Origin of the sequence: Clostridium sp. SM-530-WT-3G (genome assembly GCF_012843905.1) — a bacterium.
Lineage (GTDB): Bacteria > Bacillota > Clostridia > Clostridiales > Clostridiaceae > Clostridium.
The window spans coordinates 1-18883 of sequence record NZ_JABAGC010000027.1; the positions used below are offsets into that span (position 1 = coordinate 1).

Annotated in this window: 23 protein-coding genes; 22 read left to right on the forward strand and 1 reads right to left on the reverse strand. The window is 27.2% G+C overall.

Annotation, left to right across the window (positions count from 1 at the left end; genetic code table 11):
• Positions 1-252 precede the first annotated feature (252 nt).
• From HF850_RS10245 to HF850_RS10305, 13 genes are all read left to right on the forward strand, one after another.
• The gene (locus HF850_RS10245) at positions 253-1041 is read left to right on the forward strand and encodes an FtsQ-type POTRA domain-containing protein (protein ID WP_169105346.1); all 789 of its coding nucleotides are present in this window, start codon (positions 253-255) and stop codon (positions 1039-1041) included.
• A 32-nt stretch (positions 1042-1073) separates the two neighbouring features.
• On the forward strand, positions 1074-1799 hold the full coding sequence (locus tag HF850_RS10250; protein WP_169105347.1) for a DUF881 domain-containing protein: 726 nt from the start codon (positions 1074-1076) through the stop codon (positions 1797-1799).
• Positions 1800-1811: 12 nt separating this feature from the next.
• Positions 1812-2204, forward strand: a complete 393-nt coding sequence (locus HF850_RS10255; RefSeq protein WP_169105348.1) for a small basic family protein — start codon at positions 1812-1814, stop codon at positions 2202-2204.
• A 13-nt stretch (positions 2205-2217) separates the two neighbouring features.
• Positions 2218-2958 carry a DUF881 domain-containing protein gene (locus tag HF850_RS10260; protein ID WP_169105349.1) on the forward strand — a complete coding sequence of 247 codons (741 nt, stop codon included), beginning with the start codon at positions 2218-2220 and terminating at the stop codon, positions 2956-2958.
• An 86-nt stretch (positions 2959-3044) separates the two neighbouring features.
• Positions 3045-3725 carry a YggS family pyridoxal phosphate-dependent enzyme gene (locus HF850_RS10265; protein ID WP_169105350.1) on the forward strand — a complete coding sequence of 227 codons (681 nt, stop codon included), beginning with the start codon at positions 3045-3047 and terminating at the stop codon, positions 3723-3725.
• Positions 3718-4185 carry a cell division protein SepF gene (gene sepF / locus HF850_RS10270; RefSeq protein ID WP_169105351.1) on the forward strand — a complete coding sequence of 156 codons (468 nt, stop codon included), beginning with the start codon at positions 3718-3720 and terminating at the stop codon, positions 4183-4185. The genes HF850_RS10265 and sepF overlap by 8 nt, the downstream gene beginning before the upstream one ends.
• Positions 4186-4194: 9 nt before the next feature.
• Positions 4195-4452: a YggT family protein gene (locus HF850_RS10275; RefSeq protein WP_169105352.1), complete on the forward strand. Its 258-nt coding sequence runs from the start codon at positions 4195-4197 to the stop codon at positions 4450-4452.
• A 5-nt stretch (positions 4453-4457) separates the two neighbouring features.
• Positions 4458-5222, forward strand: coding sequence for a YlmH/Sll1252 family protein (locus tag HF850_RS10280; protein WP_169105398.1), 765 nt, complete (start codon positions 4458-4460; stop codon positions 5220-5222).
• A 14-nt stretch (positions 5223-5236) separates the two neighbouring features.
• Positions 5237-5857 (forward strand): DivIVA domain-containing protein, encoded by a 621-nt coding sequence (locus tag HF850_RS10285; RefSeq protein ID WP_169105353.1) that lies wholly within the window; start codon positions 5237-5239, stop codon positions 5855-5857.
• A 131-nt stretch (positions 5858-5988) separates the two neighbouring features.
• A complete protein-coding gene (locus HF850_RS10290) occupies positions 5989-6903 on the forward strand; it encodes an RluA family pseudouridine synthase (RefSeq protein ID WP_169105354.1) in 915 nt (304 codons plus the stop codon).
• An 86-nt stretch (positions 6904-6989) separates the two neighbouring features.
• Positions 6990-7535, forward strand: a complete 546-nt coding sequence (gene pyrR, locus HF850_RS10295) for a bifunctional pyr operon transcriptional regulator/uracil phosphoribosyltransferase PyrR (RefSeq protein ID WP_169105355.1) — start codon at positions 6990-6992, stop codon at positions 7533-7535.
• Between the two features lie 18 nt (positions 7536-7553).
• A complete protein-coding gene (locus tag HF850_RS10300; protein ID WP_169105356.1) occupies positions 7554-8717 on the forward strand; it encodes a class I SAM-dependent RNA methyltransferase in 1164 nt (387 codons plus the stop codon).
• A 266-nt stretch (positions 8718-8983) separates the two neighbouring features.
• Positions 8984-9835: a MurR/RpiR family transcriptional regulator gene (locus HF850_RS10305; protein WP_169105357.1), complete on the forward strand. Its 852-nt coding sequence runs from the start codon at positions 8984-8986 to the stop codon at positions 9833-9835.
• Positions 9836-9982: 147 nt separating this feature from the next.
• Here HF850_RS10305 and HF850_RS10310 read toward each other — a convergent pair whose 3' ends face one another.
• Positions 9983-11731 carry an NFACT RNA binding domain-containing protein gene (locus HF850_RS10310; protein ID WP_169105358.1) on the reverse strand — a complete coding sequence of 583 codons (1749 nt, stop codon included), beginning with the start codon at positions 11729-11731 and terminating at the stop codon, positions 9983-9985.
• A 251-nt stretch (positions 11732-11982) separates the two neighbouring features.
• Here HF850_RS10310 and dapF point away from each other — a divergent pair, with 251 nt between their 5' ends.
• The 9 genes from dapF to HF850_RS10355 all read left to right on the forward strand — a co-directional run bounded on the left by dapF (position 11983) and on the right by HF850_RS10355 (position 18871).
• On the forward strand, positions 11983-12822 hold the full coding sequence (gene dapF / locus HF850_RS10315; protein WP_169105359.1) for a diaminopimelate epimerase: 840 nt from the start codon (positions 11983-11985) through the stop codon (positions 12820-12822).
• Positions 12823-12886: 64 nt separating this feature from the next.
• Positions 12887-13903: a hypothetical protein gene (locus HF850_RS10320; RefSeq protein ID WP_169105360.1), complete on the forward strand. Its 1017-nt coding sequence runs from the start codon at positions 12887-12889 to the stop codon at positions 13901-13903.
• A gap of 256 nt (positions 13904-14159) precedes the next feature.
• On the forward strand, positions 14160-15395 hold the full coding sequence (locus HF850_RS10325) for a GspE/PulE family protein (protein WP_169105361.1): 1236 nt from the start codon (positions 14160-14162) through the stop codon (positions 15393-15395).
• Positions 15388-16425 (forward strand): type II secretion system F family protein, encoded by a 1038-nt coding sequence (locus HF850_RS10330; RefSeq protein ID WP_169105362.1) that lies wholly within the window; start codon positions 15388-15390, stop codon positions 16423-16425. Before HF850_RS10325 ends, HF850_RS10330 begins: the two co-directional genes overlap by 8 nt.
• Positions 16422-16856 carry a prepilin-type N-terminal cleavage/methylation domain-containing protein gene (locus tag HF850_RS10335; protein WP_169105363.1) on the forward strand — a complete coding sequence of 145 codons (435 nt, stop codon included), beginning with the start codon at positions 16422-16424 and terminating at the stop codon, positions 16854-16856. The genes HF850_RS10330 and HF850_RS10335 overlap by 4 nt, the downstream gene beginning before the upstream one ends.
• 41 nt (positions 16857-16897) lie before the next feature.
• Positions 16898-17320 carry a hypothetical protein gene (locus tag HF850_RS10340; RefSeq protein ID WP_169105364.1) on the forward strand — a complete coding sequence of 141 codons (423 nt, stop codon included), beginning with the start codon at positions 16898-16900 and terminating at the stop codon, positions 17318-17320.
• A complete protein-coding gene (locus tag HF850_RS10345) occupies positions 17313-17765 on the forward strand; it encodes a hypothetical protein (RefSeq protein WP_169105365.1) in 453 nt (150 codons plus the stop codon). The genes HF850_RS10340 and HF850_RS10345 overlap by 8 nt, the downstream gene beginning before the upstream one ends.
• Positions 17756-18202 carry a hypothetical protein gene (locus tag HF850_RS10350; RefSeq protein ID WP_169105366.1) on the forward strand — a complete coding sequence of 149 codons (447 nt, stop codon included), beginning with the start codon at positions 17756-17758 and terminating at the stop codon, positions 18200-18202. Before HF850_RS10345 ends, HF850_RS10350 begins: the two co-directional genes overlap by 10 nt.
• Before the next feature lie 30 nt (positions 18203-18232).
• Entirely contained in the window at positions 18233-18871 is a 639-nt protein-coding gene (locus tag HF850_RS10355) for a hypothetical protein (protein ID WP_169105367.1), read from the forward strand.
• The last annotated feature ends 12 nt before the right edge of the window (positions 18872-18883 follow it).

An 18883-nucleotide genomic window follows, 5' to 3' on the forward strand; every position in this document is an offset into this window, starting at 1 on the left:
ATAAAAAAATTATAATGGTAAAACATGAATTAAAAACCAATGGTAAATTTTCTCAAATTAATGCACAAGTCAAGTAAATAACTCATTAAATTAATGAGTTATTAATTTAATGAGAAAAATATACAATATACTGAAAAAAGATTTACAATAGGAAATTAATTAATGAAAATATCATGCTAAAGTGTTATTATTATATATGAAATTATAGTGAAGGATTATGTGTAATTTAGATTATAAGAGATAGGTAAGTAAATGGTAAAAGTAAATAAGAGTAAAAAGAGAAAGAAAAAAGTAGTAAATAATAAGTTTATATTAAAGGCGCGGCGAAAAAGGCTTATTAGAAGACTTATTATTATGGCTATAATTTTATGCATTGGGATTGGGGTTTTTATTACTAGATCTGATGTATTTACAATAAAAAAAGTATCAGTACTTGGAAATCCAATTATGAGTGGAGAAGATGTCAAAGCTAATACTGAATATCTTTTAGGACAGAATATTTTTTTAATAAATGAAGGTGACATAATAAAAGAAGCAAAGAAAAATCCATATGTAGAAAATGTAACTGTAACAAGGGTATTTCCTAAACAAATAAATATAAAAATAACTGAAAAGCAAGGAATGTATGATGCTTCTTCAGAAGATGGGCAATATTATGTTTTAAGTGATGAAGGAGTTTTGCTTGAAAAAACAGATAATGTTGATAATAGAAAACTTATAAATATAGTAGGGCTTGATATGAATAATGTAAGTCTTGGAAATGAAATTTCAGATAATCATAGGGTTATGAAAGTATTAAAGATTTTTTCGGAAATTGCAAAAGCCAATACGAGTAGTTTTAATATTGATTCAATTGATATGACTGATTTGATGAATATAAAAGTATATATTGGAGAGATTGAAGGTAAGCTAGGTAATGATGATAATATACCTGAAAAGATGAATAAACTAATTCATATTATAGAAAATCCTGAAATATCAATAAAAAAAGGATATGTAGATGTAGGATTTGATGGCTCCCCAATTTTTTATAAGGAATAAACAAATAGTTAACAGGAAGGAATATAGGTAAAATGAAAATATCTAAATCACAAATATTCGTTGCACTAGTTTGTGCCCTATTAGGATTTTTATTAGCATATCAGTTTAAAGTTCTGTCCAATAAAAATACAGGGAACATAAGTGGTTTTGATCAGAATAGTATAATTTCAGAAGTTGAAACGTTGCGAAAAGAAAAAGAAGAATTAAGTGCAACTAACTCAAAACTTTCAGAAGAATTAAAGAAACTTGAAGAAGTAGCTACTAAAGATGGTAATGTAAACAAAGAAATAAAAAGTCAACTTGATGATGCGAGAATGCATTTGGGTGTTGTAGATGTAAAGGGACCTGGTATAGTCATTACAATAACTCCTAAGACATCTATTTTTAATTCTAATTCTATAGATACAAGCAGAGACTTAGGTGAAGATGAAATAATTCATTTAGTTAATCTTTTATGGTATTCTGGTGCAGAAGCAATAAGTATTAATGATATAAGAATAACACCACAGACTGGAATAAAGACTGCGGGAAATGGGATATCAATTGGCTCTGTAGGACGTATATATCCTAAAGAAAAGATAGTAATAAAAGCTATTGGAGATAAAGGAAGACTTAATGTGGGAGTATCATTTCCAGGGTCGTTAGAATATCTAGCTCTTCCTAATTATAATATAGAAGTAAAAACAGAAGATGAAATAGCTATAGGAAAATCTACTCAATCACTTAAGAGTGAATATATAAAATCAGTTAAGGAATAGGAGCGAGATAAATTGATTGCAGTTATTGGATTGTTAATAGGAATTATATTAGGCTTTGTATTAGATATAAATATATCAGATAAATTTTCTCCATATATGTCTGTTGCAATTCTTGCGTGTTTAGATTCAGTTTTTGGAGCCATAAGGGCAAATCTTTCAAAGAATTTTCATCCGGATATCTTTATTTCGGGATTCTTTGGAAATTCACTACTTGCCGCACTTCTTGCGTATTTAGGCGATAAGCTTGGGATTCCAATATATATAGCTGCTGTTATTGTATTTGGTGGTAGAATTTTTAATAATTTTGCTATAATAAGAAGACAGCTTATAGAAATGTTTAAAAACAGAAAGAAAAGTGTGGAGAATGATGGACTTGGAGATAAAGAAAATTTAAATGATGCTTAAATGAGGTGAAGTAATGAAAAAAAATAAAGCAAATTTCTTTATCTTTATTGCAACATTATTATTGGGGATGTTGATTTCACTTAATTTTAATTTTAATGCAATAACCTCTCATAATGAACTTAATACTTCTGAATATCAAAATGCAGTAGAGGAAAGAACACGGCTTTATAAAGAGATAGGTGATTTAAAGGATAATAATATAGAAGTTACTGAAAAAATAAATCAATATAAATATGATGATGAAAAAAATAATAAAATATTGGAAGATATGAAGGAACAAATTAATGACTATAGTATGTTTACAGGGAGTAAGGAAGTTGAAGGACCTGGTATAATTCTTACGATAGATGATGGAACGACTAATGTAACGAAAGAAGATATATCTGATGTTATGAGTAAGCTTCTTCATGATAGTGATATGGCACTTATAATAAATGAGCTGAGACAGGCAGGGGCAGAAGCTATATGTGTGAATAATCATAGAATTGTACCATGGTCTGGAGCTGTATGTGCCTGGGCTTTTATTCAGTTTGATGATGGAAATCGTGAATCAGCACCATTTAAAATATATGCGATTGGCGATCCTGAAAAACTTAAGGCAGCATTACTTGCAGAAGGAAGTCATATAAGAGAACTTATGGTAAGAAAGTTACATGTAAATATAGAAGAAAGTGAAAAAATATCCATGCCTGCATCTTCACAAAATGGAAATGTATCCTTTATGGAACGAGATGAGAAATCAAATTCAAAATAAATTAAATTTTTTAAAGGAAATTAGAGTTTTATATAGAATATAAATTAAATGAACAAAAAAGAATAGTTGAAATAAGGTGTTAAACAATGGGAATAAAAGAAAATATTCAAGAACTTAAATCAACAATTCCAGATGGAGTTAAACTTTTAGCAGTATCTAAAACAAAACCATTGGAATACTTAGAAGAAGCATATAAATGTGGAATGAGAGATTTTGGTGAGAATAAGGTGCAGGAGCTTGTATATAAGTCTGAAAACTTTCATGATGATGTAAGATGGCATTTAATAGGTCACCTTCAAACAAATAAAGTTAAATATTTGGTTGATAAAGTGTATCTTATTCATTCACTTGATAGTATAAGTTTACTAAATCAGGTAGAAAAGGTATTTAAGAAAGCAGGTAAAACTGCAAATACACTTATTCAGATTAATATAGGCAGAGAAGATAGTAAAAGTGGAGTGTATGAAGAAGACCTTGAAGAATTTATACAGGAAATAGAAAAATGTAACCATGTTCTTGTAAAAGGAATTATGGTAATAATACCTCAAGGCGATGAAGAAAGTAACAGATTTTATTTTAAGAAAACAAAAGCAATATTCGATAGTCTTAAGGATAGAAAATTTAAGAATATCAGTATGGAAGTATTATCCATGGGTATGACTCATGATTATATAATAGCAATTGAAGAAGGTTCCAATCTTGTAAGAATAGGAACTGGGATTTTTGGGGAAAGAAATTATAATACAGGAGGAAATGAAAATGAGTAATAATGTTATTTCAAAAGTTAAAGCTTTTTTAGGGTTTGATGAGTACGAAGATTATGAAGATTACGAAGATGAAGAATATGAAAGTGAAACAGGTGAAGAAGAGGATTCAATAGAACCTGTTATTACAAGTAAAAAAAATATAAATAACAATAAGGTAGTTAATATTCATACATCTTCATCAATTAAGGTTACAATTACAAAGCCAGTTGATTATGAAGAAGCAACTGAAATCTGTGAAGCATTAAAAAATAGAAGAATAGTATTAGTAAATACTACTGCATTAGAACTAAAGATTGCTCAAAGATTATTAGATTTTATTAGTGGTTCATGTTATGCATTAGGAGGGGAATTACAACAAATAGAAAAAGGTGTATACCTTCTTTCACCTTCAAATGTTGAAGTAACTAATGAATTAAGAAATGAAATTAGTTCTAAGGCTTTATTTAACTGGTCTAAATAAGGTGGTTTTATGATATTATATAACGTTGTTGATAGTGTATTTAGAATATTTGAAATAGCAATACTTATTGAATGTATAGCTTCCTGGATACCACAAATTAGATACAACAAATTTATAGAAATTATACACATGATTACAGAACCAGTTTTAGAACCGTTTAGAAGACTTCAATACAGATTCTTATCCAATATGCCAATTGATTTCTCTCCAATTATTGCATTATTAGCTATGGATTTTATAAGAATGATATTAGTTGCGGTATTGTAATGAGTATAAAAGAAGTAATTAGCAAAACATTTAGTGATACTGATAAAGTTGAAGCTTTGAGCCTGTATGAAAAATATGAATTGGCTAGGAATAAAGATATACCTGTATTTGGAAGTGATTTTTATCCGCCGAATATATGGAAGTGGTTTGAAATAAATACTGGAAGCAAATCATTTAAAGTTGAATGTAACGGTATTTTTGAAGAAGCAGAAAGAAGAATGATAGCTTTTAATAATATTTATGATATTCCATATCCTATGTTTCTTATAAAAATATCTCATAATTCTAAATTCTCAAATTTATCTCATAGAGATTATTTAGGTGGAATATTAGCATTAGGGATAGAGAGAAATAAAATTGGTGATTTATTAGTTGAAGGTAATAACTGTTATGTACCTGTTCATGAAGACATAAAAGATTATCTTGTATATAATATTGATAAAATAGGAAAAACATCATGTAAAGTAGAAGTATTAAATGATTTTAATGAACTTCCACAATTTAAATTTAAAGAGGAAGTTATACTAGTTTCTTCATTAAGAGCTGATGGGCTGGTATCTAAAATATGTAATATATCGAGATCAAAAGCTCAAGAGTTCATAGATCAAGGGCAGGTACTTGTAGATTATTCAAAGATAAAAGATAAAAGTCAAGAACTTAAGGTTGGGCAGAGGATAACAATACGAGGAAGCGGTAAATTTATATTAGGCGAAGAGATTGGTAATAGTAAAAGTGGCAGGATTAAAATTATAATAAAAAAATACACATAGTAGAGGTGAAAAATATGAAGTTAACTCCAATGGATATCAATAATAAGGAATTTAAAAAAGGACTTAGAGGATATAACCCTGAAGAAGTAGATGAATTCCTAGATGAAGTTGTTGATAATTTTGAAGAATTATTTAAGGAAAACACACACTTAAAAGAAAAAATTCAAAGCTTAAATGAAAAAGTAGAACATTATTCACAAATTGAGTCAACTATTCAAAATACTTTATTATTAGCACAAAATGCTGCTGAGCAAGCAAAAAATTCTGCAAGAAAAGAAGCTGAATTAGTAATGAAAAATGCTAATGAAAGTGCGCAGAAGATTTTAGATAAAGCCCATAACGATGTTGTTGAAATTAATGATGAGTATGAAAGAGTTAAACAAGAGTTTATAAAATTTAGAGCAAAATATAGAAATTTCATGAATACTCAATTAGAAACTTTTGATGATTTAGAAAAAGATTTTATTAAAAATTATAATGTTTCAGAACCAGTAGATGAAGAAGATGTTCAAGAAAAGGCAGCTGATATTTCAGAAACTGTTCCAACAGTAGAAGAAATTGTTCCTCATGAGGAAGAAGTTAAAGATGAAATAAATGATTTAGAAGAAATTAAAAGCTTTTTTGTAGAGAATTAGTTTTTAAAACAAAGCCCCATTTTCAAAAGAAAGTGGGGTTTTATTATTGAGGGAAAAAATAATTGTTAATTGTCATTTAAAAAGTATTATATTATAATATTTAAAGAATATAAGAAGAAAGGGTTTAACTAATGGATAAAACTGTATTTATAGTTGAAGAAAAAGATAAAGGAACTAGAATAGATAAATACTTAAGTGATGCTATTGAAGGAAAATCTAGATCTTTTATTCAAGGACTAATTGAAAAGGATAGCATTAAGGTTAACGGAAAAATTCCTAAAAGCAATTATAAGTTGAAGGCCCTTGATGAAATTGAAGTTATACTTCCAGAACCAGAAGTTCTAAATGTGGAAGCAGAAAATATACCTATAGACATTATTTATGAAGATGATGATGTTGTAGTAGTAAACAAAGCGCAGGGAATGGTAGTACACCCTGCACCAGGAAATTATAATGGAACTCTTGTAAATGCATTATTATATCATTGTAAAAATTTATCTAGCATTAATGGAGTTATAAGACCAGGGATAGTACATAGAATAGATAAGGACACTTCAGGAGTTTTAGTTATTGCTAAAAATGATGAAGCTCATACTTTTTTATCAGAACAACTTAAAGATCACTCTATGAAAAGAGAATATTATGCTCTTATTGAAGGAAGATTAAAGAATGATAGCGGTACTATTGATAAACCTTTAGGTAGAAATAAAAAAGATAGACTTAAAATGGGCATTGTTGAAGATGGAAAAAGAGCTGTGACTCATTATGAAGTTATTGAAAGATTTAATGGATTTACACTTATAAAATGTGTTTTAGAAACTGGTAGAACCCATCAAATAAGAGTTCATATGGCATCAATTGGATTTCCTCTTGTAGGTGATCCCCTTTATGGATTTAAAAGACAAAAAATTAAAGTAGAAGGTCAGGTACTTCATGCAAAGACTTTAGGATTTATTCATCCAAGAACTAAAGAATATATGGAGTTTACTACAGATTTACCAGAGTACTTTACAAAAATATTGGATAAATTAAGAAATGAAATGTAATGATTAACTTATTATAAATGTACTTATGTAGTATTTTTTAAAAAATATTATAAGAATATTTTATGTGGAAAGTTTAGGAGGTAACTATGAATTTAAAAGCTATATTATTAGATGAAAAAGCTATAAATAGAACTTTAATAAGAATATCTCATGAAATAATTGAAAGAAATAAAGGTGTAGAGGATATTGTATTAATAGGAGTTAAGACAAGAGGTTATCCTTTAGCAGAAAGAATTGCAGAATATATAAAAGGGATAGAGGGTAATGAAGTTCCAGTAGGGTATGTTGATATAACTCTATACAGAGATGATCTTTCAACAACTGAAGAAGCTCCAGAAGTTAAAAGTGCTGATTTAGGTACAGATATTAAAAATAAGAAAGTAATAATAGTTGACGATGTTTTATATACATGTAGAACTGTAAGAGCAGCTATAGATGCAATTATAGATGTGGGCAGACCACAAGGAATTCAGCTTGCAGTATTAATAGATAGAGGACATAAAGAACTTCCTATAAGAGCGGATTATGTAGGAAAAAATATACCAACATCTAAGAATGAAATAATAGCTGTTGATTTAAAGGAAATTGATGGAAAGGATTCTGTTAAGATTTTTGAAAATAAAAGTAACTAATAGAAGGAGAATAAAAATATGATGTACGACTTAATTGCTACTAGTACTTTTGGTATAGAAAGTATAACAGCAAAGGAATTAAGAGCTTTAGGATATGAAGATTTAAAAATAGAAAATGGAAAAGTGACTTTTGAGGGTGATGAAATGGATATAGCTATTGCTAATGTTCATTTAAGAACTGCTGATAGAGTGCTTATAAAAATGGCAGAATTTGAAGCAAGATCATTCGAAGAACTATTCCAAGGAACTAAAAATGTAGACTGGAGCAAATTGATTCCAATTGATGGAGTTATGCACGTTACTGGTAAATCTATTAAGTCAACACTTCATAGTGTTCCAGATTGTCAATCTATAGTTAAAAGAGCTATAGTAAAAAGTATGAGTGAAAGTTATGGAATAGAACAGTTTAGTGAAACAGGTCCAGTCTATAAGATTGAAGTTGCAATACTTAAAGATGTTGTTACGTTAACAGTAGATACAACAGGACCAGGGTTACATAAAAGAGGATATAGAGAACTTGCTGGTATAGCTCCATTAAAAGAAACTTTAGCTGCATCTATGTTATTAATATCAAGATGGAGAGATGACTGCGAGCTTATTGATCCATTCTGTGGTTCAGGGACTATTTTAATAGAAGCAGCTATGATAGCGCTTAATATTGCTCCTGGAGTAAATAGAGATTTTGTCTGTGAAACATGGCCATCAATGCCTAAGCATATATTTGAAAGTGTGAGAGATGGTGCTAGAAATTCAGAAAAACATAAGGATTTAAAAATTATAGGATATGATATTGACTATAAAACTCTTAAGGTAGCTATGGAAAATGCAAAAAAAGCTGGAGTAGATAGATATATTCAATTCCAAAAGAGAGATTTTATGGAGTTTTCAACATCTAGAAAACATGGATTTATTGTATCAAATCCACCATACGGTGAAAGAATAGGTGAAGGAAAGAAGCTTATAGAGTTATATAAGCACATGGGAAGAGTTAAAAAGAAATTAGACACTTGGGATTTCAATATTTTAACTTCATTTGAACCATTTGAAAAAACATTTGGTATGAAGTCAACAAAAAATAGAAAATTATATAATGGTAAGATTAAGTGTTATTACTATCAATATTTCCATAATGACATAATTAAAAATGATGGGGATACACTACTTCATGAAATGATGAGATAATATCTCAGTAAAATATATTAAGTTTATATATATAAAAACATTCTTAAATAAAAAAATTTAAGAATAAGAGTTTACAAAATAAGAAAAAGTGAAAAGCTATGAAAATACATTTACAATAAAGTTTTTTAATGGTAAAGTATTTATAAAGATATTTAGCGACAAAGGTGTCAAAAACGTTAGTTTTTGATACCTTTTTATTTTTAGCCTATATAAAATAATTAATAAAATTTTAATGGTAATTAAATTGGAAAAGGGGGAATATAGTTATGGCTCAAGTATATCAAAAAATAGCAGAAAAGATGTCTTCAATGAGTAAAGCACAAGAGAAAATAGCAAAATATATTTTATCGCATCCAAACACCATACCTTTTTTGACTGTTGAAAAACTAGCAAACCTTTCTGAAGTAAGTATAGCTACAGTAACAAGGTTTGTAACTTTTTTAGGATATAAGGGATATCCAGATTTTTTAAAGGAAACACAGGAAACTATAAAGGAACAAGTAGAATCAATCGAGAGAATTAGAATTAGAGATGAATTAGAAAGTGATACAAACAGAAAATTATATGAAGTATTTGAAGATGATGTTAATAATATAAGGTATACTATGGAAGAACTTAATATATTTGAACTCAAGAAAGCAGTAAATTTTCTTGTGAATGCAGAAAGAATATATATTGTGGCCAGGAGAAGTGCAGCATCTCTTGCTATATTCTTTAAATATTATTTGGAATTGATGTTTAACAATGTTATTTTATTAGAGAATATTGAACAGATTCCTAAGCATATTAATAGAGATACTGGAGAGGATGTTATAATAGGAATAAGTTTTGATAGATATTCTAAAAGTACAGTAGATATATTTACTCATTTAAAGAACAGAGGAGCAAAAACTATAGCAATTACGGATAATATGTTATCACCATTAGTGCCTTATGCTGATATTACACTTAAGGCTTCAGCTGGTATCAGTAATTCAGTTTTCAAAGGGTCATTTGCTGGTCCCCTAAGTCTTATAAATGCAATAATAATATCTATTGAAAATGAGAAAAAAGATTGTTACGAAAATAATGTTAAAATTTTAGAAGAAGCTCTTAGTAAGTTTGAGCTTGTTATGTGATAATATATTTAAAAGCTCCTAATAATAAATTATAGAAAGTACCCATAAATAAGACATTCTTGATGTCTGGTATATTATAGGTACTTTTTTATGATTTTAATTGCTAAGTCATTAAATAAATTAGAAGAAATTATATTGATTTAAATATTATTCTGCACATGATAATTTTTTCATTACATTATCAAATTCACCAGGATTTATTAATACTGTTTTATTTGTATGGTATATTACCATTCCAGGTTTGGCTCCATTTGGCTTTTTAAGTTCTTTAACTTTTGTATAGTCAATATCAACCTTAGGAGAATTTTTACCTTTGCTGTAGTAACCAGCTATTATAGCTGCTTCTTCTAAAGTGGTATCTGGAACATCAAAAGAACATACTATTACGTGAGAACCAGGTATATCTTTGGCATGAAGCCATAAATAATTTTTATTTGCAAATTTTAAACTTAAATAATCATTTTGAAGATTATTTTTACCTACATAAATATCAATTCCATCACTTGAAATAAAGTGATGAGGCTTTGATGTTTTTTGTTTTTTAGGAGATTTACCATTTTTCTTGAATCTTATATATCCTGTTTCAATAAGTTCTTTTTTTATTTCGTCAATTTCATCATAGCTTTCAACATTTAATATATTAGTAAGAACTGAATTTAAATATTCTTCTTCTTCTAAATTTTTTTCAAGCTGAACTTTTGCATATTCTTCTGAGGTTTTAAGCTTGTTATATTTTTTATAGTATTTTTGAACATTTTCAGAAGGAGTTTTATTTGGATCTAAAGCAATAGTCATATATTCTTCTGCATTTTCATTATAGAAGTTAAGAAGAGTACATTCCTTGTCGCCTTTCTTTATTGTATATATAAATGATGTTAAAAGATCTCCTTTAATTCTTAATGATTCTTTTTCTTCACATTCTTTTAATGTTTCTCTTAATATTTTAGATTTTTTGTGACATCTTTCTATATTTGTATGAATAAGCTTTTGAAGGTCAGTTGACTTATTTTGAAGTCTATCTTGCTTATCCTTTTTACTATAGAAATCATCCATAAGTGTATTTGGATCATCATATGGAATCAAATTATAATCATCTTTTAATGTATTTAATTTTATACAATAGAAGTCTTTTAAAATACCTGATTTATTTGTATATATATTAAATGAAAGATTTGAATCTAAATTTTCTATAAAATTCTTAAGATTTTCATAAATTTCACTTCTTGTAGGTGAAGAATTTACATTAGTAATGTTATAATATAATTCACTTGATAAGAGCTTACTTACACCTGTAAAGGTATTAGAATAAAATTTTTCATCAAATTCGATAGAATTATTGCTTATGTATGAATTAAATTCATCATATTTTGTAGTAAATGGATTAAGCTTGGTTGATTTTGGAGGATAAACATATGTTACTCCAGGATAAAGAACTCTATAACTGTTTATATCTGGAGTAATATGTTTTATGGATTCCATAACTTTATTATCTCTATTTCTTACAAGAGTTATATTAGAGTGTCTTCCCATTATTTCAATTATTAATGAATAGATACTGTCAAAGCCAAGTTCATCCCTGTTTTCGATTTCTAATACTACAATTCTATCGTTATCTAATTGATTAATTTTTGTGATTCTTCCACCTAAAATATATTTTCTAAGAACCATTAAATACATAGGAGCCTTGATTGGGTTTTCCTTGACTGTATTTGTTAAATGGATTCTTGCAAATCTAGGAGAAGAAGAAATAAGGAGCTTTATATTTTTACGTTCTTTTCTTAAGGTTAAAATAATTTCATCCTTTTCAGGTTGATTTATTTTATCTATTTTTGAATTTACAATTGATTTTTCTAAATTATTAACTAAGCTATGTAAGTATATACCATCTAATGCCATTTTAAGTCATCCTTTCTTAGTGGAATTAAGAATAGTATAACATTTTAAAGTGCTTATTATCAATTATATGAAAATAGTCAAGAAAGTAATGTTTTAGAAAATAATTTACATTTAATGTATATAATATTAAAAAATGATAAAAAATTATATTAACCATTGTATTTTTGTCATAATACTTTTATTATTTAAGAGTGGCAAAATTAATAAATTATATTTAGTTTATTTTAAAATATAGATCTGGGGGAAGTAAGATGGATTTTTATAAGATGCAAGGTGCAGGAAACGATTTTATATTTGTTGAAGATTTTAATAATGAAATTAAAGAAGAATGTAAGTTAGCAGCTAAATTATGTGACAGGCACTTTGGAATAGGAGCAGACGGTCTTGTTTTAGTGCGTAAAAGTGAAGTTGCAAAGGCAAAAATGGTAATAATAAATGCAGATGGATCTAGAGCTAATATGTGTGGTAATGCCATAAGATGTTTTGGTAAATATGTATATGAACACAAAATAGTTACAGAAACTAAATTTCCTGTAGAAACTGGAGATGGAGTTAAAGTAATTGAGATAATATTAGATGGTGAAAAAGTTCAATATGTAAGAGTATATATGGGAGTTCCTTCATATGAAGCAAAAGATATACCATTAAATGAAGTTGACAGTCTAATAAATGCAGAAATAAATGTAAATGATAGAACATACAAAGTTACAACACTTCTTATGGGAGTACCTCATACAGTTATTTTTGAAGATAATCGAGAATATGATGTTATAAGTGAAGGTTCAGCACTTGAAAAGTATAAGTATTTTAAGGAAGGAAGCAATATTAACTTTGTAAAAATAATAGATGATACTCATATAAGAGTTAATACATGGGAAAGAGGTGCAGGATTTACTTTAGCTTGTGGTACAGGATGTTCAGCTTCTGTAGTAGCAGCAAAAAAATTAGGTCTTGTAGATAAGGATAAGGAAATACATGTTAAAGCGCCAGGAGGAGAGCTTATAATAGAAGTAATAGGTGATGATGTATACATGAAAGGACCAGCAGAAGTATCTTTTGAAGGTAAGACAGAATTAGATTCAAATATTTAATGGTAGTTTGATTTGAGTGGGCTTATACAAAGAAATAATTGATTATAAAGAAGAGGGATTTAAAATGGTACTAATAAAAAGAAAGTATTTGAGTATAATAGCCTTCATTGTTCTGCCTCTGTTCTTATTTGGATGTTCAACAGCTTCAAATAAAGCTGATGCAGCAAGTAATGTAACAGAGGAGATATCATTAAATCCAGGAGCTATGCTTAAGAGCGAAGAAGGGAAATATAATCTATATAATTATGATGATGGAAAATACTTAAAAATGGATGTGGATAAGGTTATATTAGCTTATGATAAGGAAAGTTCAAATTATATAGGTATAAATGATGATGGAAAATATTTTGTGTCTAAAGGAAATAAATATGATATAAAAGATAATGATATAAGTGGTTTGAAATTATCTAAGGAAGGGAAATATATATCATATTTTATACAGGATAATGGACTTAAACTAAAAATTTACAATACATTTAACAATACAGAGAAAAAAATAAATTCAAATGTAACTATATCGGGGACACTATATGATTGGTATAATAAAGATACTCTTATTTATTATGGAGTAAGTAATGATGGAATAAATGGATTATTTACATATGATTTAAAAGAAGATAAAGAAAAATTATTGTATAAGATTAATGAAGGGTTTTTAGCGTATTTAAAAGCAACAGAAAATGATATACTATTTCTTCAAATAACATTAGAAAATAAGAGAACTATTATGGTTATAGATAAAGATACAAAGAATGTAAAGAAATTAAGTTCTACTATGGATGAAATAAAAGATGTAGTGAAATCTAATGATAAATATTATGCCATTGGAAAGGGTAAGGATAATGTTGAATCACTTTATGAATTAAAAACAGATGGTATTAAGAGAGTTGTATATGATTTTCCGGCTATTATTGAAGTGGAAAAGGGATTAGCATTAGATGATAATGGAGATGTATTGTTTATTGGTTCCAAAAAAAGAGGAAGTACTGGGCAGCAGATTTATAAATACTCAAGTGATGGAACTATAAGCCGTATTGAAGATACAGGAACAGATTATACATTTGTAGAGTATATAAAATAGTATCATATTAATAAAGTCAGTTTTGAATTAAGGATATTCGGAACTGACTTTTTTGGTTAAATTTTCTGGGAAATATGAATAAAAGATTATGTAATTGGATATTATTAAGCTATAATTTTTTAAAATTGAGGTGATATAAATAAAAGAGTATGGAATAAATAATTTAGATTTAAAGGTTGCCAAAAGCCTGAATAAAGAGATATGCAGTAAATATAAGATACTTCCCTTTAGGGAAAATAAAGATAATATTTTTATTATGACTTATGCAGATGAAGATGTTTCGGATTATATAAGATTTTTATATGATAAAGAAGTCATAATTGAGAAAATTTCAGAAATTAATTATATGAAGCTTTTGAATTCTGTATTTGGCGAAGATGATAAAGAAATGGATGATTCTATAATTTTTAATGCCATTAAAAGAGGGGCTAGTGATATTCATTTTGAACCAATGGAGTCATATGTATCTATAAGATATAGAATTAATGGGACATTATGCATTGTAAACAAGATAGAAAATGATATATACACAAGATTATGTTCTAAAATTAAGATTAGGGCTGGAATGGACATAACAGATAAGAGAAAGCCTCAGGATGGAAAGATAATTTTAAAATATAAAGAAATAAAATATGATCTTAGAATTTCATCTATACCAGTAATATATGGAGAAAAGCTTGTTATAAGAATATTATATTGCAATAATTTTAATTATAGATTAGAAAATTTAGGTTTTGATGAAGAACAGATTAAAGTAATAAGAAAAATGGTTAATTTAAATACAGGTCTAGTAGTTATAAATGGGCCCACAGGTTCTGGAAAATCTACTACTTTATACGCAATTCTTAATGAACTCGATTCAGGGAGTATCAATATTACAACCCTAGAAGATCCGGTAGAAGTGTATTTATCCAATATAAATCAGGTAGCATTAAACAGGAAGGCAGATATGACCTTTGCAAGTGGTCTTAGAAGCATATTAAGACAGGATCCTGATGTAATTATGGTTGGAGAAATAAGAGATGAAGAAACTGCAGATATTACAGTAAGAGCTTCTATTACAGGTCATAAGGTTTTTACTACAATTCATGCCAATTCACCAAGAGAAGTTTATTTGAGATTAGAAAATATGGGAGTGAAAAATTACCTGCTTCAGGATGCTTTATGTGGAATAATATCTCAAAGATTAATTAAAGTATTATGTGAAAAATGTAAGAAAGAAGATAAGGAAAATTCTCTAAAGGAAAGAAAAATATATAAAAGATGTGGATGTAAAGAATGTAATTATACTGGATATGAGGGTAGGAAGATAGTAAGTTCCATATATTTTTTATCAAGAAATGAAAAGGAAAAGTTAAAGCATATTTATGAAGATGTATCTTGTTTTTCAAATGAAGGAATGCGAAAAAACCTTAATATGATGCTTTATGACGGAATTATATCCAAAGAAGACTATGATAAATTTATTGAAGGTGAACTTTCCTATGAATAATAAAAGAGTATCTATTAAACATCTTATTATTATTTCAAAAAATCTAGGACAGATTTATAATGATGGAATATCTATACATGATGGTATAGAACTGATTAGTGAAACCATAACTAATAAAGAATATAAGCAAAGTCTTCGAAAGGTAGCTTTATATATGAAGGAAGGATTAACATTAAGCGAAAGCTTTAAAAAGTTTGATAATTTATATCCTCAATTTTTTACTGGACTAATTTCAATAGGAGAAAATACAGGGAAGCTATATGAGGTTCTTTGTGGTATAAGTTTATTTTATGAAAAGTACTTGAATATAGCACAATCTATAAAAAATGCATGTATTTATCCGGTATTTGTACTCTTATCTATAATTGCTTTAATTATTATTCTTATAGAACAGATAAATCCTAGTTTTTATGAAATTTATAAATCAATAAATGTAAGCCCTCCTCCAAGTTGTACCTTTTTATATAATGTAAAAATATTTTTTGAACGTAATGTGTATATTACTATTTTTTCTATATTATGCTGGGGAACTGTATTATGTCTGATATTTAAATGCCTATATTCCAAAATTAATGTTGAAATGTTTATAAGAGTTAAAATAGTTAAAAAGATAATTGAATATATAACAGTATTATTATTTTCTATATTATTCAGTACAGGAATAAATATTTCCAAAGGTCTTATATTTTGTGAGGATAGTATAAGTCCACAATATTTAAATGGAAAATTAAAAGATATAAATAAGGATTTAATAAAGGGTAAAGGACTTACAGATGCACTTAAAAAAAGTAACATATTATCAAAGTATACATTAACAGTGATAAGTATTAGAGAAGAAAGTGGTACTATTTCAGAAGGGTTCAAAGAGATTGCAGAAAGTATGGAAGATGAAATTTCAAAGCAGATAAAAAAATACTTATCTCTTATAACGCCAGCATTTATTTTAATTATGGCAATAGGCATTGTGATTTTTCTTGGAGTGTTTGTACTTCCTTTATATGATAGTCTTCAATTGAGGTCTGTAAGATGAGTAAAAAAGGATTTACCCTCTTTGAAACTATAATAGTACTGTTTATTATATTGACTTTATTCTCAGGAGTAGCGGCTATGGGAAGATTCGAAAGTAAAATTTATAAAAATATTGAATATGAAGGATTCTTATATGAGGTACACAATTTTATAACATATGCAAAATTAAAAAGTGCAACTAGCAATAAGACTGGAAGTCTAATTATAACACCATCTAAAAAGAATATATATTATGCATATAATAATTCACAGGCTTCTAAGTTTGTAACAGTTCCAAGTGATATAAAAGTATTCAGTAAAGAAATATCATTTCCAATAGATTCATCTGGAAGGATAAATAAGGCTGGCTCTATTCAATTTGAAAATTACTTTAATGAAGTGAAAAGTATAAAGATAAGAGTTGGAGTTGACTATATTAATTTTGATGATTAATGAGGAGTTGATAAATTATAAATATTTATAGATGTAAGAGAATGAAAGGAAGTTTAGTAATCGAAGCGGCTATAGGAATTATGATATTAAGTATTGCAGCTGCGTTTGCTGTAAATTGCCACATTGAAAGCAGTAAATTTATAAAACAAAGAATTATAAATGAAGATGTTATGAGAAATATTGTGAATTTAGAGCGAGAGATAAAATACAATTTAAATAAAAATCAACTAGATGATTTATTTGAAAACGGTGAATTACATCTTAAATATGATGAGAATTTAGGAAGAAGCCTTACAGATAAAAAAATTTATGAACTTGAAAAGGGAAATGATATAGTTATTAAAATTATAAATCAAAGTGAAGAAAAAATAGAGTTTAGAGTATATTCAAATATTGAGAAAGATTGTATAAATATAAATATTGCTGATGAGTTTGATAAGAGCTGGTGGACGTGTGATGAATAAATATAAAAGGGGATTCAGCGTAATAGAATCATTACTCTATATTTTTATGACTATAATAATTTTAAGTGAAGGCTTGAATCTAACTATTATTATGTATAAAGCATATCTTGATAATGCAGAGTTAGTCAAAGAATATAATGATATTCAAAATTTTTATATTTCTTTACAGAATATTATAGGAGAAAGAAATATAAATTCAGTGAATTGTTCTGATGAGGAAATCAGATTTTCGAAATACATTGATAATGAAGTGAAGAATAAAGCAATAGTATATAAATCTCATAACAAATCCATAGTGGTAAGAACATATGATGAATGGGGAAGGTTTTTAAATGAAAATAAGATGCTTGGTAATATATCAAATATGAGTATTAAGAAAAAAGATAACCTTATTTATTTAATAATATGTGATAATTATGGAAAGGAGTTTATTTCGTGTATATAAAAAAGAATGGTTCTGCACTTATAAGCTCTGTAATAATACTTTCTTTAATAAGTTTGCTTGGATGTATGTATTATAAAATGACTAATTATAGTATTCAGCTTGAGGCTTTAAATTATATTCATAGTGATAGATATAATATAAGTAGAAGAGAAGAGGCGGTAATTTACAAGTTTATGAGGCTGATAAATAAAAAGATTCAAGAAAGTCAGACTGACGAAGAAAATTTTGATATAGAGGAGATTTTGAGAATCATTGAATTGCCTTCAGTTGATAAAAGTATAATAAGTTATAGTATTGAAACTCAGAGGTTTATATTAAAGTATTGTTCAGAAAATAAATCAGAAAGGTATAGAGATATAGATTATAAAATAAAAGATAATAAGGTGATACTTATACCAGGTTATGTTTTTGAAGAAAAGAATGTGAAATATGATTAGTTAATTGTAGAAATTATTAAAGGAGGACAAATGAATAAGGTTAAGATATTGTTAAAGCAACATTCATATTTATACAAAAATAATGAGTATGACTTTTATAATACAAGTAATGTGGTTGATACAAATAATTCAAAAATGCAAATTATCATTTTAGAGGAGCCTCTTTTCACAAAAATATTTCAAGTTGATAAAAGTATAGGGAAAATAGAAAATTTTATTGATGAAAAGATAAAAAACATATTCCCACAAAATGGGGATATATTATATGATTATGAAAGAATAAGAACAGAAGGATTGTTATCTATTTATTCAATAAAAGGTAAGAAAAAAGTTGAAAAACTTATAAAGGAAGCTAAAGATGTTCAAGTGATTCCAATACAATTTTTCATAAGAGAAGTGATGATTAAAAGAATGAAAAATAAAAAGCTTACATGTGGAGTAATTATTCAAATAGGTAAAAATTATTACTTTGTTTATATAAAAAGAGGACTTATTACTTGTAATTATATAAGCTCTAATTTAGATGAAATAATAAATAAAATAGAGCTTCAGCAAATAAAAGATGAAGTATATATAGATGAATCTATAAATTATGTAGATACTTATGAAAATAATATAAGATTTATAAAGTTAAATATAAAGGACCAAATATATGAAAAATTATATTAAGAATAAAGGATT

Excerpts from the sequence above, each read along its gene's own strand:
- HF850_RS10355 (WP_169105367.1), top strand. The coding sequence starts at position 18,233 with ATGAATAAGGTTAAGATATTGTTAAAGCAACATTCATATTTATACAAA.
- HF850_RS10320 (WP_169105360.1), top strand. The coding sequence starts at position 12,887 with ATGGTACTAATAAAAAGAAAGTATTTGAGTATAATAGCCTTCATTGTT.
- HF850_RS10325 (WP_169105361.1), top strand. The coding sequence starts at position 14,160 with ATGACTTATGCAGATGAAGATGTTTCGGATTATATAAGATTTTTATAT.
- HF850_RS10285 (WP_169105353.1), top strand. The coding sequence starts at position 5,237 with ATGAAGTTAACTCCAATGGATATCAATAATAAGGAATTTAAAAAAGGA.
- HF850_RS10300 (WP_169105356.1), top strand. The coding sequence starts at position 7,554 with ATGATGTACGACTTAATTGCTACTAGTACTTTTGGTATAGAAAGTATA.
- HF850_RS10345 (WP_169105365.1), top strand. The coding sequence starts at position 17,313 with ATGAATAAATATAAAAGGGGATTCAGCGTAATAGAATCATTACTCTAT.
- HF850_RS10250 (WP_169105347.1), top strand. The coding sequence starts at position 1,074 with ATGAAAATATCTAAATCACAAATATTCGTTGCACTAGTTTGTGCCCTA.
- HF850_RS10275 (WP_169105352.1), top strand. The coding sequence starts at position 4,195 with ATGATATTATATAACGTTGTTGATAGTGTATTTAGAATATTTGAAATA.
- HF850_RS10305 (WP_169105357.1), top strand. The coding sequence starts at position 8,984 with ATGGCTCAAGTATATCAAAAAATAGCAGAAAAGATGTCTTCAATGAGT.
- HF850_RS10335 (WP_169105363.1), top strand. The coding sequence starts at position 16,422 with ATGAGTAAAAAAGGATTTACCCTCTTTGAAACTATAATAGTACTGTTT.
- HF850_RS10290 (WP_169105354.1), top strand. The coding sequence starts at position 5,989 with ATGGATAAAACTGTATTTATAGTTGAAGAAAAAGATAAAGGAACTAGA.
- HF850_RS10265 (WP_169105350.1), top strand. The coding sequence starts at position 3,045 with ATGGGAATAAAAGAAAATATTCAAGAACTTAAATCAACAATTCCAGAT.
- sepF (WP_169105351.1), top strand. The coding sequence starts at position 3,718 with ATGAGTAATAATGTTATTTCAAAAGTTAAAGCTTTTTTAGGGTTTGAT.
- HF850_RS10260 (WP_169105349.1), top strand. The coding sequence starts at position 2,218 with ATGAAAAAAAATAAAGCAAATTTCTTTATCTTTATTGCAACATTATTA.
- HF850_RS10310 (WP_169105358.1), bottom strand. The coding sequence starts at position 11,731 with ATGGCATTAGATGGTATATACTTACATAGCTTAGTTAATAATTTAGAA.
- HF850_RS10245 (WP_169105346.1), top strand. The coding sequence starts at position 253 with ATGGTAAAAGTAAATAAGAGTAAAAAGAGAAAGAAAAAAGTAGTAAAT.
- dapF (WP_169105359.1), top strand. The coding sequence starts at position 11,983 with ATGGATTTTTATAAGATGCAAGGTGCAGGAAACGATTTTATATTTGTT.
- HF850_RS10330 (WP_169105362.1), top strand. The coding sequence starts at position 15,388 with ATGAATAATAAAAGAGTATCTATTAAACATCTTATTATTATTTCAAAA.
- HF850_RS10340 (WP_169105364.1), top strand. The coding sequence starts at position 16,898 with ATGAAAGGAAGTTTAGTAATCGAAGCGGCTATAGGAATTATGATATTA.
- pyrR (WP_169105355.1), top strand. The coding sequence starts at position 6,990 with ATGAATTTAAAAGCTATATTATTAGATGAAAAAGCTATAAATAGAACT.